Origin of the sequence: Streptomyces sp. NPDC046831, assembly GCF_040645305.1 — a bacterium.
In the GTDB taxonomy this organism is placed as follows: domain Bacteria; phylum Actinomycetota; class Actinomycetes; order Streptomycetales; family Streptomycetaceae; genus Streptomyces.
In genome coordinates this window covers 56,353-74,142 of the sequence record NZ_JBEYXZ010000022.1, presented here as the reverse complement: position 1 = coordinate 74,142, position 17,790 = coordinate 56,353, and the positions used below count along the sequence as shown (strand labels likewise).

The following is a 17,790-nucleotide window of genomic DNA, read 5'->3' as shown; positions in this document are numbered from 1 at the left end:
ACGCATTCCCTATTGCCGGTAGCCGCCGAGGAACCGCCCGATCCTGCTGATCGCCGTGTCCAGCACGTCGGCGTGCGGCAGGGTCAGGATCCGGAAGTGGTCGGGCGCCGGCCAGTTGAAGCCGGTGCCCTGCACCACCTGGATCTTCTCCCGCAGCAGCAGGTCCAGGACGAACTTCTCGTCGTCGTGGATCCGGTGCACCTTCGGGTCGAGCCGGGGGAAGGCGTACAGCGCGCCCTTGGGCTTCACGCAGGTCACGCCCGGGATCTCGTTCAGCTTCTGCCAGGCCCGGTCGCGCTGCTCCCGCAGCCGGCCACCGGGGGCCGTGAGGTCGTGAATGGACTGGCGGCCGCCGAGCGCCGCCTGGATGGCGTACTGGGCGGGCGCGTTGGCGCACAGCCGCATGGAGGCCAGCATGGTCAGGCCCTCCAGGTAGTCCTTCGCGTGCTGCTTCGGGCCCGTCACCACCAGCCACCCGGAGCGGAACCCGGCCACGCGGTACGTCTTCGACAGACCGCAGAAGGTCAGGACGACCAGATCGGGGGCGAGCGCGGCGGTCGAGTGGTGCACCGCGTCGTCGTAGAGGATCTGGTCGTAGATCTCGTCGGCGAACACCATCAGGCCGTGCCGGCGGGCGAGGTCGAGGATGCCCTCCAGGACCTCCTTCGGGTACACCGCTCCGGTCGGGTTGTTGGGGTTGATGATCACGACGGCCCTGGTGCGGTCGGTGATCTTCGACGCCATGTCGTCCAGGTCCGGGTACCACTCGGCCTGCTCGTCGCACAGGTAGTGCACCGCCGTGCCGCCGGCGAGCGTCGTGACCGCCGTCCACAACGGGAAGTCCGGTGCGGGGACGAGGACTTCGTCGCCGTCCTCCAGCAGCGCCTGGACCGCCATCGACACCAGTTCGGAGACGCCGTTGCCCAGGTACACGTCGTCGACGTCCACCGCCAGGCCCAGGCTCTGGTAGCGCTGGGCGACTGCCCGGCGGGCGGAGAGGACACCGCGCGAGTCGGTGTAGCCGTGCGCCCGCGGCAGCATCCGGATCATGTCCTGGACGATCTCCTCGGGCGCCTCGAAGCCGAAGAGCGCCGGGTTGCCGGTGTTGAGGCGGAGCACGCTGTGGCCCGCCTCCTCCAGCGCGTCGGCGTGCTCGATCACCGGGCCGCGGATCTCGTAACAGACCTCGCTGAGCTTGCTCGACTGCCGGAACTCCATTGCGCCGCTTCCCCTCCGCCATACGGTGTTGCTTGGTTTTACCAAGTGAGAGCTTGGAAAGTCCAACAACCCGTCTAGACTGCGTCGCATGTCACCTCGCCGAAGCTACGACCAGTTCTGCTCCGCGGCCCGCGCGCTCGACGTCGTCGGCGACCGCTGGACCCTGCTGATCGTCCGCGAACTCCTCGCCGGCCCGCGCCGCTACACGGACCTGCACGCCGACCTGCCGGGGGTGAGCACGGACGTCCTGGCCTCCCGGCTGAAGGACATGGAGCGCGACGGGGTGACGACCAGGCGCAGGCTGCCACCCCCTGGCGCGGCCTACGTGTACGAACTCACCTCGCGGGGGCGGCAGTTGCTGCCGGTGTTGCAGGCCCTCGGCGAGTGGGGGCAGGCCGCCCTCGGGGAGCGGCGGCCCACCGACGCGGTACGCGCGCACTGGTTCGCACTGCCACTGCTGCGGGCCCTGCGAGCGCTTCGGGACGAGGGGGCGGTGGCGGGGGAGGGGATCGTCGAAGTGTCCCTGGACGAGGGCCGGTTCTCCCTCCGCCTCGGGCGCGGCGGCGAACCCGTCTACACGGACGGCCCCGCGCCGACCGAGCCCGACGCCCGGCTGCTCCTGGACTCCACCGCTTGCGCGGCCCTCGCCCGCGGAGAGCTGAGCCTGCCGGAGGCGATACGCACCGGCCACGCCCTAGTGACCGGCGACAGCACCCTCGCGAAGACCCTGCGGGAGGCCGGGAAAGCGCTGTCCGCGGCGCCCAGGACGGCGAAGGACGCGCCGGAGCGGACTGGACGTCTACCCGAAGTGGCTGCGGGCCACCGGTCGGAGTGATGGCCTCCTGACGCGACGTTCGAATGGTTCGGCACGTTCGGCTGGGATGGCCCGTCTTGGCCGGTGCCGCCTCCGGGGTGCCTCGACAGCTCGTCCGGACGCGCCTTGCGTCCCAGGCCTTGGCCGCGGCGGCCTCGCGCACCCGGCCGGCCGGCTCCTGCACCGCGGGGCCTTGGCGTACGGGGCGAGGTCCTTGCTGCGCATCGTGGCGAAGTGGTCGTCACCGGGGGCAGAGGCGACGCTTCCGGCCGGCCGGCGAAGGGAACCGGCCGAGGCGTACCCGGAGAAGGCCACCGGTGAGGGCGGCTGCAATGGACGCTTCTGTCCAAGTACCGTTCAGGCCCAGACGCCGGAGAAGTCGATGGCAGACGCCCACTCGGGGTGATCTATCAGGGGGTTGCGGTTCCCCTGTATCTCCGCGATGGCCGCGTTGCGGTGCAGCTCGTGCTCGCTCACCGGCTCACGCCGGTGCCAGTTCAACAGCAGGGGCAGCCTGTTCTCCGTGAACTCCCCCGTGTCACCGACGAGCTTCGGGTAGCGCAGCAGGAAGTACAGGGTGGCCCTGGCGACGGCCCCCTTGCTGTGACCGGGTTCGAATCCGCCGCGTTCGCGCAGGCCACAGTCCTCCCGGACGACCTCGTCGAAGTCGGGGAAGTCCATGTACGGGATGTTGCCGCGGAAGCTGTTGCACGCGACCTCACAGGCGAACAGATGGTGCAGGTCACCGCGCATGGGCTCCCGCTTGGCGAACCAGGACTGGGGAACGACGTGCTCGCAGTTGAACGGCAGCGAAGCCTCCAGGACATCGAGCTCCGCGGCGAGTTCGGCCGGGCCCGCCGCGCTCTCATGCAACAGGAACTCTTGCAGGCCCCGCAGCCGGGCCGCCTCGGTGGCGATGTCAGCGCGGATGAACTCCTCCGCGCTGAAGGACTTGCCCGAGTAGACGCTGCGCAGGCGGCGGTCGGGGTGCAGGTCGACCCACGGGTAGACCATCCGCGCCGGCTTGTAGGAGGGGCGGCGTTCGTGGGTCTCCTCCAGCAGTCCGGTCAGCGCCTCACGCAGGGCGGGGCCGCCCGCTCCGGCGTCGATGCCCGTGTAGTAGGCCGCCTGCGCGGCAGCGTCCGCGGACCGGTCGTAGTAGACGCGCTCGTCGCCCAGCCGCAGGTTGAGCAGGGCCGCGTTCAGGTCACGTTCCGCGGCGTCGTCGACAGCGGAGACCGCGTCCGCCGGTTCCGGCGGCAGGCCCCCGCCGGTCCGCGACGTACCCGGGGGCCGGAAGAGCTCGTCCCGCAACCGGGCCGCCGTCCCCGTCAGGGCGAGCCGGCTCAGCATCTCCAGCACGCCGCTGATGCGCACCCCTTCGTTGGCCTTCCACGCCAGCCGGTGCTCACCCATCTCCGGCCGCCAGAGCGACCCGTCGACGGCGAGAAGACGGCCCTCACCGTCGGTCTTCGGCACGGCCGAGTGGTGCAGCGCGACGACCTCCCACTGGTCGTTGAAGACCGGAGAGCCCGAGGAGCCGGGCGCGGTGTCGGTGATGTAGTGGACGAACCTGTCCAGCACATCGACGATCTGGTTCTCCCGCAGGGCGAGCTGCTTGGGCTCGCCGTCGGGGTGCTGAATGATGTTGACGAATTCTCCGAGAACAGCTTTCCCCTCCGCCCCGTCCAAGGGCAGCCAGTGGAAATCGGAGAGCCGTTCGTTCTGCTGGTTGTGCTCGGCCACGGCGACGACACTGAAATCCAGGTCGCGGTCGGTCGCGAAGAACTCCTGGGGCTCGAGCCTGAAGACCACCGGGTTCAGCGGGCGCCCGTCCAGACCCGCCTGGAAGTTGAATTCGATCACGGCACGTGCGGCTTCCTCCGGACTCCGCAGAACGTGATGGTTGGTCATCAACAACGACGAGGACACCATGAAGCCGGTGCCGTGATGCCCGCCGTCTGGCCCGCTGACCGTCACCCGGCCGATCGACCGTGCTGCCAGGTGCCCTCCCTCCAGAAAGGCCACGCCGGTCAGATCGTTACGGCCCATCAGGCGTTCCAGGCCGAGTACATCGGCGCCGAAACTGTCCGGAGCCAGCGGCAGCGTGCTGCCCGTCGTCGTCCGGGGTTCCGTCTCCGTCCGCTCGATCGACCGGGCAAGTGACCAGTCCGCGTTCAGGCGCGCCAGCCGCTTCGTGACCCGTTCGGGGTCGTCGGCGTACAGCACGCCCCGGTGCTCGATGGTCCGGCGGGTTTCCTCCCGCTTGGCGGTCCGTTCATCGAACCGCCTCTCAGCCTGGGCCAGTTGAGTCAGATAGTCTGTCTCCACCCGGGACCCGTGTTCTGCGGTGACCATGACCGTTTCCCTTCGTCTGCTCCCTTCCATTGTGTGCATCGGGCTCGCCGGATTTCTTCTCGAGGCGCCCGGTATTGGATCCAAACGTCTCCCCTTCAATCAGCACGCACACGGGGTTCGCGTCCGTGGTTCCCACCTCGGATGTGCGCCGCGTCGAGGTCCGTGCGGGACGTTTCGTCGAGCGGCCCGGGTGGGCTGCGGGTGGTCGTGAGGAGCGTTGCGCGTCTGTGCCGGACGAGTCGTGGGAGTCGTTCAGGAGGGGCGGAGCGGCTGAGGTGGGCCTGCTCCGGTCCCGAGCGGTGGCCGGTGCCGACCCCGGATGCGGCGTTGCCGGCCGCATCCCCGTCCGCCCGCCGACAGGCGAGCTCCCGTGTCCGAGGACGAACGGCGTTCGCCTACATCTCGGGATGCGACAGCGCAACCGAAGGCGGACGATGAAGTGGTCGGGAGTCCGCGACCGGAGCGGCATGTGTGCCGTCGGTGACGGCGTGGGCCATCAGGTCGGGCCCGTACCGGCGACACCTGCTCCTTGAGCTCCGTTCGCTCTCGAACGACCTGTGCGCCCGGGCCGTTCCGCTCGGTCACGGGCTCGGCAACGTGTCGATTCCGGGGAGATCCGCTGCGCGAGAGGCACCGAGATGCCCGTGCTCTTCTTCGACATGGGGCGACCTCGGCGGGTGCCCGCCAGGAGGCCGACGGTCCACTGGCGTTGCCGGCCTCGACCACGTCGCAGACCGTTTCCCCCAGTGGTGGGCCCGGCACGGGCACGCGGCAGTACCACACACCGAAAGACACACTGCTGGACCACGACCACAGCGTGCGGTTCGCGGCCACGGCGGCCCGCTCCGCCACGGCGACCGCCCTGACCCTGGCGGGCCTGTAACCCGTAAGACAGCCGACACCGGGCCTCGCGCCCGTGACAGGAGCATCCGTCATGACACAGCTGATCGACAAGCGGGACCTGGGGTACGACCGGCTTGCCCGCATACCGGGCGCCGAGGCGTTCCTCTCCCAGACCGATCGCGTCGCGGAGTCGGTGCACCACACCCTCATCGCCGAGGACAGCAAGGTGAACCGCTTTACCGGGCACCTGACCGAGCTACGGGTGGAGGGCGCACCGGCCGGCCTCGCCGACCACGCAGGCACCGAGGCCACCGACGGCGACTACATCGCCCGGGCCAAGGAATACCTCTCCTCCGTCTCGGGAGCGATCGGCTTCGCCACCGGGGAACCCGCCGAGTTCGAGGCCGATCCGAAGGTGACGGCCACGAGCGGCGGCATGCGCGTGGTCAGCCTTCAGCAGACGCTCAACGGCATCGAGGTCTGGGGCATGGCTCCCAAGGTGTGGCTGCGCGAGGACGGCACGGTCGACAGGGTCGTCGGCGACACGGCGAGCGTGCCGGGCAATGTCCCCACGATGCCGGCGGTGCCGGTCGAGACAGCTCTGGCCGCCGGCGCCGCCAGGGCAGCCATGCCGGTCACGCTGAAAGGTCCGTTCGGCAGCGACCAGTTGCCGGCCCTGGACATCTCGGCCGGCTTCCGCCGGCTCAGCTCCCAGGCGCGCAACGACCTTCCGATGACGTTCGAGGCAGGCGCCTTCGACGAGGCGATCCCGGGTCGGCTGGTGTACTTCTACATGGGCGATGACGTCCGTCTCGCCTGGTCGTTCAGGTTCTCGCGCGCCAAGGGGGCCGTGCAGTACCACGCACTCGTGGAGGCGGACGAAGAGACGGCGGACACGGCGGCACCTCAGGTCCTGTATCTCCAGGACGTGACCAACCGCGTCGTCGGAGGGCTGGTCTTCCGGCAGAACCCGGTCGAGACGGGGTTCGCCCTGGCCTCCTTCCCGCTGCCGCTGACGGACTATCCGGTCGACCCCCCGCCGACGGCGTTGCCCGGGTTCCCGGGGCCCTGGGTCACACGGCAGGACGGGCATGTGGCGACCGCGGGGAACAATGTGCAGGCCGTCGACGGGGACACCGGTGAGAGCGTCCAGGTGGAGGTCGACGCGGCGGGCAACGGGGTGTTCGCCCCGGATCCCGACACGCCGGAGCAACTCGTCACCAACATCTTCTTCTTCTGCAACTACATGCACGACTTCTTCGTGATGCTCGGATTCACGGAGGAGCACGGCAACTTCCAGACCGTGAATTTCTCGGGCCTGGGCCGAGGCACCGACCCGGTCATAGCCCTCGCCCATGCCCGGCCGGTCGTCGGCACGGCCAACATGCTCACCCGCGCCGACGGCCTGGCGGCGGAGATGAACATGGGGCTGGTCGCCGGAACCGGAAGGCACACGGCCAACGACGCGCACGTCGTCTTCCACGAGTTCACGCACGGTGTGACCAACCGGCTGGTCGGCGGCCTGCATGATGCCAACGGCCTACGTGAAAGCCAGTCCCGGGCGATGGGCGAGGGCTGGTCGGACTACTTCGCACTCACCATTCCCAACTTCTTCCAGGAGCGGGAGCACAACGTCGTGGGCGACTGGGTGGTCGCCGACGAGGGCGGCATCCGCCAGCGGCCGTACGACGATCAGTATCCCGGCGACTTCGGGGACATCGGTCAGTTCGTGAACGGGCTCGACTATACGGAGGTGCACAGCGTCGGCGAGATCTGGTGCGCCGCGCTGATGGGGATGACCCGCCGGATCAGCGCGAAGCTCGGCAGCAAGCAACGCGGCTACCGGATCGCCTGGCAGGCGGTCGTCGACGGGCTGAAACTCACTCCCAAGAACCCGTCCTTCCTCACCGCCCGCGACGCGATACTGCGCGCGTTGAAGGACCTTCAGGGCAAGTCGCTCACCGAGGCCGAGTACGCCGGAGTCCGGACGGTGACGTGGGAGTCCTTCGCCCACTACGGCATGGGCTTCGACGCGTTCTGCCCCAACGCGTCCTTCGTCGGCTGCCAGGCCGGCGACCAGTTGCCCCCGGCTGGACGCGAGGACTGAACCAGCAGCAGCCGCGCCGCCTTCCGGGGGTACCCCGGATCCCGGGCGGTCACCATCGCGCCCTTCACCAGCAGGAGCGGCGTGCCGGTGAGCGTTTCGTACAGGCCCTGCGCCGGCGACGAACGTGCCGAGGCGCTCGCGGAACGCCCGCCCGCGCGAGGTGCGGGGGAGAAGTTGTACCCGTACAGTGGTGTTTGGGGTGCTTCCCGGGTGTTTTCCTCTCCCCAGGAGCCAATCATGGCCACAAGACGTGCCTCCTCTCGCCCTGCCTCGATCCTCGCGCTCGCCGGGATCCGGCTCTTCAACGGTGCGACCGGGCTGCTGGCGCCCGACTTGCTGATCCGGCGCCTCGACCCCGGCCCTGAGCCGCCCAGTCCCGCGGCGGTCTACGCCTTCCGGCTCTTCGGGATCCGTACGGTCCTGCTCGGTCTCGATCTGCTGATCGACCACGGCGAGCGGCTGCGGGAGGACCTGCGCGAGGGCATCCTGATCCACGGCAGTGACACCGCCACGGCGGCCTCCCTCGGACTCGGCGGCAGGCTTCCGCCGCGTACTGCGGTGCTGACCACGCTCGTCTCGGCCGTCAACACGGTCCTGGCCGTCATGGCGGCCGACTCGCTCGGAGATCCGAAGGGCAAGCGGAAGTGACTGCGGAGCCGCTCGCTGCCGGCCCGGTCGAGACCGGCTTCCACTACGTCGTCGTCGGTGCCGGTGCGGGCGGCGGACCGCTCGCGGCCAACCTCGCCGCCGCGGGCATGCGTACCCTGCTGCTCGACGCGGGCGGCGCCGAGGACAACGACAACTACCTGGTGCCCGCCTTCCACACGGACGCCTCCGAGGACCCGGCGCAGTGCTGGAACTACTTCGTCCGGCACTACGCCGACGAGCGGCAACAGCGGCGCGACAGCAAGCTCGTGCCGGGCCGGGGCATCCTCTACCCGCGCGCGGGAACGGTCGGCGGCTGTACCGCGCACCACGCGTTGATCACCGTGTACCCGTACAACCGTGACTGGGACGCCATCGCCGAGGAGACCGGCGACCTCACCTGGCACAGCGCCGCCATGCGCCGGTACTTCCAGCGGCTGGAGCGGTGCACGTACCGGCCCAGGCCCAAGCAGCCGCCGCGCAACCCCGTGCTGTCCGCGCTCCTCACGTCCCTGCCCTTCGTGGCCGCCCGATACCGCGATGCCGCCCGGCACGGATTCGACGGCTGGCTGCCGACCGCTCTCGCCGACCCCGGACTGGCGTTGCAGGACGAGCAGTTGCTCAAGGTGGTCCTCTCCGCCGCCGAGGACGCCCTCGCCGACTCCCTCAACCGGCCGTTGTCCCCGCTGGAAGGATTCGGCTCCCTCGTCGATCCCAACGACTGGCGGGTGCAGACGCACGCCCTGCAAGGGCTGTGGCAGATCCCGATCTCCACGGCAGACGGACGGCGCAGCGCCGTACGCGAGCGCGTCCGGGCCGTCCAGCGAGCCCACCCGGACCATCTGGTGGTCCGCACGAACGCCCTGGCGGCCCGGATCGTGCTGGACGAGGACGGAGCGGCGAGGGGCATCGACTACCTCGACGCCCCCCACGCCTACCGGGCCGACCCCGGCGGGCCGCGGACCGAGGAGCCGGTCCTGCACCGGGTCCTCGCCTCCCGCGAGGTGATCCTGGCCGCCGGCGCCTTCAACACGCCGCAGCTGCTGATGCTTTCGGGCATCGGGCCACGCGAGGAACTGCAACGGCACGGCATCCCCGTACGGGTCGACCTGCAGGGCGTGGGTGCGCATCTGCAGGACCGGTACGAGGTCGGCGTGGTCAGCCGGACGGACCGCCCGTTCCGGCTCGTCGAGGACTGCGAGTTCCACGCACCGGCGCCCGGAGCGGAACCGGACCGCTGTTACCGGGCCTGGCAGCGCGGCGAGGGCCTGTACACGACCAACGGGGCCGTCGTCGGGATCACCCGCAGGTCCCGCCCGGAGCTGGACGCCCCCGACCTGTTCGTCTTCGGCGGCCCCTTCGACTTCCGGGGCTACTACCCCGGCTACTCGCTCGAGCTGACCCGCCACCGGGACCGCTTCACCTGGGCCATCCTCAAGAGCCGCACCCACAACACCGGGGGCCGGGTACGGCTGCGCTCCACCGATCCCCGGGACACCCCTGCGGTGGACTTCCACTACTTCGCCGAGGGCACCGACAAGGAGGGCCTGGACCTCGAAGCGATGGTCGACGCCGTGGAGTTCGTACGCGGAATGAACCGCAGGGCCGGACCCGTGATCCGCGAGGAGCTGTGGCCCGGCGAGCAGGTCCAAGGCCGTGCCGCCGTCCGCCGCTTCGTCCAGGACGAGGCCTGGGGCCACCACGCGTCCTGCACCTGCCGCATGGGACGGGCGGACGACCCGTCAGCCGTCGTCGACAGCGGCTTCAGGGTGCGCGGCGTGGACCGCCTGCGGATCGTCGACGCCTCGGTGTTCCCGCGCATTCCCGGCTTCTTCGTCGCCGCGCCCATCTACATGATCAGCGAGAAGGCGAGCGACGTGATCCTCGGGGACGCGTCCCCCGCCTGAACCGGCGCACCCCGTCGGTCTTCAACGCCCGACATCCAGGAGTATCCAAGGAGTACCGCGATGAGCATCCGACGACGCTTCGTACGACGTCCCGCGTCTGGTTACCGCACGTCACTTCCCTGGCGGATCGTCACCGGCGCCGCCGAATACGCCGACCGCCGCATCGGCTGGGACAGGCTGCCCGTCATCGCGGGCCTGCTGACGCTCCTGGGCCTGCGCGTCAGGCTCCGGCAGAAGAACCTGCACGACACGAACCGCCTCCCCGCGGTCAATCTGCCCGACCCTGCGCCCCCTTCCGCGAGCCACAAGGTCAACCGGACCGCCGACGGCAGCCACAACGACCTCGGCGAGCCACGGATGGGCATGGCGGGCACCCGCTTCGGCCGGAACATCCCGCTCGACCGGATCGCTCCGGCCACCCCCGCGGACGTACTGTCCAGGCCCAGCCCGCGGGAGGTCAGCCGCGCCCTCCTCACCCGCGGTGAGCTGATCCCCGCCGAATCGGTCAACTCCCTGGTCGCCGCCTGGCTGCAGTTCATGATCCGCGACTGGTTCAGCCACGGCACGAGCCCGACGGACCGTCCCTGGGAAGTCCCGCTCACGGACGACGACCCGTGGCCGGAGAACCCGATGCGGATCATGCGGACACCGGACGACCCGACCCGGGACCCCCGGGCGCCGTCCGGGACGCCCGACACCCGGGTCAACGTCTCCTCCCACTGGTGGGACGCCTCCCAGATCTACGGGTCGAACGAGACGGAGCAGCGTCTGATGCGCACCGGGGAGCTGGGCAGACTGCACCTGTGGGACGACGAGCAGTCCCCCATCCCCTCGGACCCCTCCCGCGACCCCTCTCGGGTGCCCGGCTTCTGGCTCGGACTCGCCATGATGCAGGACCTGTTCACGCGCGAGCACAACACGATCTGCGACCACCTGCACGCCGCGTACCCGTCCTGGGGTGACGAGGAGCTGTTCCAGCGCGCCCGGCTGGTCAACGCCGCCCTGCTCGCCAAGATCCACACCGTGGAGTGGACCCCGGCCGTGATCAGCCACCCCACCACCGTCAAGGCGCTGCGAGCCAACTGGTGGGGCGTTGCGGGTGAGCGCCTCCACGACCTCTTCGGCCGGATCAGCGACAGCGAGGTCGTCAGCGGTATCCCCGGCGGCGAGACGGACCATTACGGCGTCCCGTACGCGCTCACGGAGGAGTTCGTGGCGGTGTACCGCATGCACCCGCTCGTCCGCGACGACTGGCACCTGCGCTCCGTCGCCGACGACACGACTCTGCGCCACTGCACCCTTCGCGACATCTCCGGTCCCGGGGCGCTGAAGTTCCTGGAGACCATGGGCATGGCCGATCTGCTCTACAGCTTCGGCACGCTCCACCCCGGACTGGTCACCCTGCACAACCACCCGCGTTTCCTGCAGGAGTTCGAGCGCCCGGACGGCCGTCTGCAGGATCTCGGCGCCACCGACATCCTGCGCTCGAGGGAACTGGGCGTCCCCCGCTACAACGAGTTCCGGCGGCTGCTGCGGCTGAAGCCCGCGGAGAGCTTCGCGGAGCTGACGGACGATCCCGCGTGGGCAGCGGAGATCGAGCGGCTCTACGACGGCGACATCGAGAAGGTCGACCTGACGGTCGGGCTGTACGCGGAGAGGCTGCCCCGCGGATTCGCCTTCAGCGACACGGCGTTCCGCATCTTCGTCCTGATGGCCTCACGACGGCTCAACAGCGACCGCTTCTTCACCGAGTACTACACCCCCGAGGTGTACTCCAGGGCCGGCATGGCCTGGATCGACGACAACAGCATGGTGACCGTGCTGCTGCGCCACCACCCCGAACTGCGCACGTCTCTGGCAGGGCTGACGAACGCCTTCGTGCCGTGGCACACCGCCGGGCGGGAGGCGGACTGACATGGCGGCGTGTGACAGGACGCACGAAGAGCGGCGGCGCCAGGCCGCGGCGGCCGCCGGCCGGTACCGCGAGACGAGCGGCGAGCGGCGGGCGGTCGAGCGACAGCAGGACGCCGGGGTGGACTTCCCTGACTCGCGGGAGGCACTCGCGGCGCGCGCCGCGCGCCTGCTCGACCGGCAGGCGGTGCCCGCCGCCATGGTGGTGGAAGCCGTCCGCGCGGAGCCGCTGGCCGCTCCCGACGCGTACGAACGCATCCTCGGGGTGTCCAAGGAACTGCAGGCGTGGAGCTTCCTGCCGCGCGGCGCCCGCGCGGCGCGTACCGTCGCCCGGATCTCGGAACGGGACGGCGGCCGCGAGCTGCCGCTGGGCACCGGCTTCCTCGTCTCGCCGAGCCTGCTGATGACCAACCACCACGTACTCCCCGACACTGCGGCCGCCCGGCACTGCTTCGCGGAGTTCGACGCCCAGGTGACCGTCGACAACACGCCCCAACCGCCGACGCGGCTGGAACTCGACCCCGACGGTTTCTTCGTCGCGGACCGACGCCTCGACTTCGCCCTGGTGCTGGTCGCCGCCGGCCAGGACCAGCGGCCGCCGGGTGAGACGTTCGGCTGGAACCGGCTCAGCGCCCAGGGAGGCAAGCTGGTCATCGGCGAGCCGGTGAACGTCATCGGCCATCCCATGGGACGTCTCAAGGAGATCGCCGTCCGCGACAACATGCTGCAGGTGCGCCTCGACGACTTCCTCCACTACAGGACCGACACCGAGCCCGGCAATTCGGGCTCCCCGGTCTTCAACGACCAGTGGGAGGTCGTCGCGCTCCACCACAGCGGTGTGCCCAGGACCGACGACCAGGGCCGCGTCCTGCGCGTCGACGGACAGCTCTGGCAACCCGGTGACGGCGACGACGCCATCGACTGGGTGTCCAACGAAGGGGTCCGCATCAGCAGCATCCTGAAGCACCTCGCGATGCTGCCGCTCACTCCCCGGCAGCGGGAGCTGCTGGCCGGGACGGGCCCGGAGGCGGGCCTGCAGACGGCACCGGTCCCCGCCGCTCCTCTGGTTGCCCCGGCCCCCGCCGGACCGCCCCCGGCCGTCGAGCGGACCGTCGCGCCCACGGGCCTGCCCGCCCGGGGCGGCGCGTTCGGCGGTGGCCGGCATCTGGTCTTCCTGCACGGCCGCTCCCAGGAGGGCAAGGACCCTGGGAAACTGCGCCGCGAATGGGTGGCCGGGCTCAACCAGGGACTGGTCCGCGCCGGGCTCGCCCCGATCGATCCGGCCGACGTCTGGTTCCCCTACTACGGCGACAGGCTGGCGCAGGCCCTCGTCGCGCGCGAGGCCGTGCCGCGCGTCGTCGAGTCGACGGCCCTTGCGGCGGCGGAGGCGGCCGCGCCGGTCTCTCCCGAAGCCCGCGCGGTGTACGAGGACATGGTCGCAGAGGCCGCCGTCAGGTGGGACATCCCGCAGGAGGGACTGCCGGCCGCCGAGCGGATCGGTGTGCCGGCGGACGTGGTCGGGACCCTGCGGCGGCAACTGGGCTGGCTGGCCGCCAGGAGCGACCTCGACGCGTGGACCATCAGCCTGGTCTTCCGTGACGTGGCCGCCTACCTCGACGACCGACGCATCCGGGACGAGGTCCTGGGCTGCGTGCTGGAGACGATGCCGGACCAGGGAGAGGTGGTGCTCGTCAGCCACAGCCTCGGCACGGTCGTCGGCATGGACCTCACCACGCGGCTGTCCCCCGGCGTGACGGCGGTCCACCTCACCACGGCGGGCAGTCCGCTGGGCCTGGACAGTGTGTACCGCAGGCTGCTCATCGGTGGTCCGAAGCGTCCTGACAAGGTGGTGAACTGGCTCAACGCCTGGTGCCCCACCGACGCGGTGGCCATCGGCTGTCCTCTGCACGACGACTGGGCGGACGGGCTGACCGACGTCGCCGTCCTCAACGCCCGCGACCGAGCGCACAACATCGCGGAGTACCTGTCCCATCCCGAGGTCGCCGCGGTGGTCGACAGCCACCTGCAGGCACGGAGCGGTCAGCCCGGCTGACCGCCTCGCGCGGTGCCGTCACCGGGCCGGCGCTCCTGAGGAGTCGAGACCAGGTGAGACAACGCGTCGGGCGCCCTCCGCTGACAACGGGATCGGGCACCCGATGCGCGGGCGCGGGCGCGGGCCGGGCTGTGCCGGGCCGACCGGGCCCGCCCGCCGCGAAGGCTCGTCATCCCCGGGGCCCGGTCACCGGCTTCCCATCCGTGCCTGCCGGATCCGTCCCGGAGGGAGCAACGCACGGAGTCCGCCGCGTCCCCCAGTTGGCGGCCGTGAGGAGTCGGGGAGAGGCGGTCTTGCCTGAGTTGCAGGTCCCTGGTGGCGGGTGGAAGCTGGTCTTATAGCACGCGTTGGCGTGGACCGCCCGTTGAAATCGGATTCGTCCCCTCACGCAAGGGGGAGAACTCCGTGTTCACGGCGCCGTACCCACTCCCCGGATCACGCGCCCGCGTTCGTCGCGGACGCCGACGGCGGGAACTTGTTCGTACAGGCTGCCCCGGAGGCATCCGGGCGGTGACATGGCGGATCACAGCGGACGACGGCGCCCCGGCCCTTGGCGCACCGCCGGGTCTCCTGGGCCCGCGGCGGAGGAGCGAATCGTCCGCGGTCCCACCGCGAGGAACGGTCGCAGGACGCCGGCAGGAGTTCGTCGGACGGTGCTTCACCTGTGCAGCGCCTCGGCGGCGTTCGCAGGAGACCCCCCTGGGTCCCGCTGGTCCCTACCGGTCCCGGTTGGCAGGACTTCTCCCGGTCGGCTCGGGTTCGCGTGTCCGGTGGCGGTCACCGTCGGCACATCGCACGCGTCCTGCGGCGTCAGGAGGTGATCAGGTGAAGACGCCCCCCGGGTCCGACCAGGGCCCGCCCCTGCGAACCCGGCTGATCCCGACCAGGAGCGCCAGGTGGTCGCCGGCGGCCACGGCAGGGATCCTGCTGGTGCTCCTTCTGACGTCGCTGCTGCTGGGTTGGTTCGGCATCGGAGACCTCGGCGGGGCCCTGACCTACACCGGTCGCATCACCGGTGCCATCCTCGTCCTGGCCGCGGTCACGACGCTGCTGGGCGCTGCCGCGGTCGTGGACCACCGGTTCCGGAACAGCTTCCCCTATTCCGGGTTGGTCGTGCTGATCGGCACGGCTGCCGCACTGTTGGCCAACGGCATGGTCCTGCTCGAGACGTTCAAGGACGGCGATTGCACCGCCTACCGGACGCTGTGGGGCCTGCTCACGGCGGGTTCCCTATGGGCTTTCTGGGTGGTGTTGCGGACAGGAGTCGTGATCCCCGCTCCGAAGCGGGTCGCTGCGGCTGTGATCGTCTCTTTGGCTCTCGGGATAGCCAACTTCGGCTACGACCGCCTTTACCAGCCGTACCAGCACGGAGCCAAGCCGGTCGTCACCATAAACGTGCAGAAGCCCGTGCTGCGTAAGGACCGCAAGGCATTCGCCGTGCCGGTCGACCTCAGGCTGGAGAACCACAGCGATGTGGGCTTCTACGTGCTCGGCACCGAGTTCCACGCGATGGGGGAACGGGTGGCGCTGAGCAGGAAGGACCGGCTCCGCGAGCAGTGGCGTACAGACGCCGAGCAACAGCCCGAATTCCAGGAGACCCACCCGCTCTCCCGCAGGGAGATCCACCAGCCTGGCCAGTTGGTGACGGCGCATCCGTGGATGCCCGTCGGAAGCTGGATCGAGGCAAGCGACGCGTTCGTCACCCGAATGATCGTGCAACTGCCCATCGACACGCCGTACGACCGCTTGGCGTTCTACGCCACTGCGAGTTTTGCGCGCAAGGACCGGCTTGACGTGGAGCGGATGGGCCTGAACGGGTACACCTGGCAGGGCGGCAAGGCGCCCCGTTGGATGCCCAAGGAAGTCGACTCCGTCGTCTACCGCGCCAGGGTGCACGAGAACAACATGCTCGACGAGCATACGAGGGATCCCCGCTACGTCACCGTCTATTGGCAGTTCGGCGCGCATGGCGCAGGGCTGGTGGAGACCATCACGCGGAACGGTGAGGAAGATCGCGAGATCACCGGAAAGGAAGCGCGCGAGCTGGTGAGCCGGTACGGTCTTCGCCGGGTCGAAACGGGCGCGGTCGAGAGGACGTTGTGGGACGTCAAGGCCCAGCGATGACGACCGCCGACATGACGGCACCGGGCGCGCGGGAGCGCGGGTCCGATCGCTCCAGCCACATCACCAGGGCGAGAGAGCTGTTCACGCGATCCCAGGAATAAGCGTCCCCTATGCCGAGCTGCGCCTCCCTCACTGCCCGGCACAGCGTCTCGACGTCGAACATCTCCGCTGTCAGCGGATGCGTCGCGGAGCGGCACAGGTCGATGAGTTCGTCGCCGTGTGTCCGCAGCCCACGGGCGTAGAGCTCGTTGAAGGGCACCTTGACCGCCCGGCCGTGGATCCGGGGCGGAAGCAGATCTGCCATGGCCTCACGCAGAACGGCCTTCGGACGGCCCGGGCGGAACGTGGCTGCGGCGGGGAGGCGGCGCATCAGGGCGATCACCTCCGGGTCGAGGAAGGGGTGCGAGAGGAGGAATCCGTCCTGCCGTGCGCGGCGCCAGGACAACGGGTCGGGAGCGGCGATGTAGTTGGCCGCTTCGTAGAGGGACTGTTCCGGCCGGCGTCCGAACACGAAGCGGCTCTCCGCGATGCTGGCCTCACGGTAGCCGTGCGCCCGCGCGAACCCGGACCGCAGCCATCGGGGGCGGGTGAAGTCGCCGAGTCCGCCCAGCACCGTTCCGCGGCGGCGGACGAGCGCTGTGATCCGCTCGGCCGCCAGCGGGAACGCCGGCTGCACGACTTGGGCGGAGACGACCTCCCGCAGGCCCCGCTCACTGCCCGCGGCCCAGGCACGTGCCTGCCTCGTCAGCTGCCGGAGCTGACCTCTGCGGGCCAGTCTGTGCAGGTGGAGCGGGTTGGCATCCACCATCGGATCGGCCCCGCAGCCGGTCATGAGGGTGTCGCAGCCGAGTTCCGCCGCAGCGGCATGAAGTCTGCTCCAGAACGGGGCGCGGAAGGCGTGCGCATGAGGTTCGTCCGGGTCTCCCGCATGGTCCTCGAAGTCGTCGAAGTCGGTCACGTCGTCGGCATCGACGATCAGCGGGCGGGTCGCGGGTGCTTGACGGCGGATCTCGTCGATCGCCTCGTCGAGGTACGCCTGCTCCCCGGCCAGTTCCCCGCTGCTGAAGCGCCCGGCGAGCAGGACAAGTTCCCCAGCTCGGTCGTGTTCCGCGGTCAGCAGGCGTGCTGCGAGCAGCGCGATGCTGGTGGAGTCGGTGCCGCCGGAGACATGGCACGCCGTCGCCCTGCCCATACGGCGCTCCACCGCGTTTACCAGCACGAGGCGCAGACTCTTCGCGGCCTCGCTGAGGCTGAGCCCGTCTGCCGCCGGAACCAACGGGTCGTGGGCCTGACGGACGCGTCGCAGCGTCCGACCGCGCATCTGCCCGGTGGTCGAAAGTTCCACCACCTCGCCGCCGAGGATCCGGTGTACGCCGGTGAAAGGGGTGAGTTCCGAGTGCGGTTGCGCCATGTTCCCGGTCAGGTACCGGCAGAAGTAGCGAGGTTCCAGTTCTGCGGCGTCGCCCAGGCGGCGCGCCGAGGTACCCACCGCGCTCACCCGGCCACCGGACTCCCTGAAGAACAGCGGAATGCGTGCCTGCTCGTCCCGCATCAGCAGGATGCGGTCGCGGTACACCAGGACGGCGGCATAGTCACCGGTCGGCAGGGGTGGTGCGGCTCCCGGTCGGCCGAAGTCGTCGAGGAGGCCGCGCGCTCCCGCCACGCGGTCACGGACCGAGCCGACCCAGCCGGCGACCACCGCGCTGCCGGCTCGTGAGGAGACAGTTGTCACGAGTCCCTGCCGCACCATGGCCTCGGCTGCCCAGAGCTTCGGCGCGCCACCGGCCCACTCCAGACGGAGGGCCTCCAC

General features: G+C 70.2%; 10 protein-coding genes. 7 read left to right on the top strand and 3 right to left on the bottom strand.

From position 1 onward, the window contains the following. Window positions 1-9: 9 nt before the first annotated feature. Window positions 10-1,218: a pyridoxal phosphate-dependent aminotransferase gene (locus ABZ920_RS19660; protein WP_361506207.1), complete on the bottom strand. Its 1,209-nt coding sequence runs from the start codon at window positions 1,216-1,218 to the stop codon at window positions 10-12. 88 nt (window positions 1,219-1,306) lie between these two features. Between ABZ920_RS19660 and ABZ920_RS19655 the strand changes: the two genes are divergently transcribed. Then, window positions 1,307-2,053, top strand: a complete 747-nt coding sequence (locus ABZ920_RS19655; RefSeq protein ID WP_361506204.1) for a helix-turn-helix domain-containing protein — start codon at window positions 1,307-1,309, stop codon at window positions 2,051-2,053. Window positions 2,054-2,389: 336 nt separating this feature from the next. Here the strand turns inward: ABZ920_RS19655 and ABZ920_RS19650 are convergent, their stop codons facing one another. Then, the gene (locus ABZ920_RS19650) at window positions 2,390-4,390 is read right to left on the bottom strand and encodes an endonuclease (protein ID WP_361506202.1); all 2,001 of its coding nucleotides are present in this window, start codon (window positions 4,388-4,390) and stop codon (window positions 2,390-2,392) included. 934 nt (window positions 4,391-5,324) lie between these two features. Between ABZ920_RS19650 and ABZ920_RS19645 the strand changes: the two genes are divergently transcribed. The 6 genes from ABZ920_RS19645 to ABZ920_RS19620 all read left to right on the top strand — a co-directional run bounded on the left by ABZ920_RS19645 (window position 5,325) and on the right by ABZ920_RS19620 (window position 15,980). Further along, a complete protein-coding gene (locus ABZ920_RS19645) occupies window positions 5,325-7,340 on the top strand; it encodes a M36 family metallopeptidase (protein WP_361506199.1) in 2,016 nt (671 codons plus the stop codon). Between the two features lie 237 nt (window positions 7,341-7,577). Then, window positions 7,578-7,988 (top strand): hypothetical protein, encoded by a 411-nt coding sequence (locus ABZ920_RS19640; RefSeq protein WP_361506196.1) that lies wholly within the window; start codon window positions 7,578-7,580, stop codon window positions 7,986-7,988. Continuing rightward, window positions 7,985-9,892, top strand: a complete 1,908-nt coding sequence (locus ABZ920_RS19635) for a GMC oxidoreductase (protein WP_361506193.1) — start codon at window positions 7,985-7,987, stop codon at window positions 9,890-9,892. The genes ABZ920_RS19640 and ABZ920_RS19635 overlap by 4 nt, the downstream gene beginning before the upstream one ends. A gap of 60 nt (window positions 9,893-9,952) precedes the next feature. After that, window positions 9,953-11,806 carry a peroxidase family protein gene (locus ABZ920_RS19630; RefSeq protein ID WP_361506190.1) on the top strand — a complete coding sequence of 618 codons (1,854 nt, stop codon included), beginning with the start codon at window positions 9,953-9,955 and terminating at the stop codon, window positions 11,804-11,806. Window position 11,807: 1 nt separating this feature from the next. Beyond that, window positions 11,808-13,856 carry a serine protease gene (locus ABZ920_RS19625; RefSeq protein ID WP_361506187.1) on the top strand — a complete coding sequence of 683 codons (2,049 nt, stop codon included), beginning with the start codon at window positions 11,808-11,810 and terminating at the stop codon, window positions 13,854-13,856. A 930-nt stretch (window positions 13,857-14,786) separates the two neighbouring features. Continuing rightward, window positions 14,787-15,980: a hypothetical protein gene (locus ABZ920_RS19620; RefSeq protein WP_361506184.1), complete on the top strand. Its 1,194-nt coding sequence runs from the start codon at window positions 14,787-14,789 to the stop codon at window positions 15,978-15,980. Here the strand turns inward: ABZ920_RS19620 and ABZ920_RS19615 are convergent. Next, window positions 15,964-17,790, bottom strand: coding sequence for an asparagine synthase-related protein (locus ABZ920_RS19615; RefSeq protein WP_361506181.1), 1,827 nt, complete (start codon window positions 17,788-17,790; stop codon window positions 15,964-15,966). The genes ABZ920_RS19620 and ABZ920_RS19615 overlap by 17 nt on opposite strands.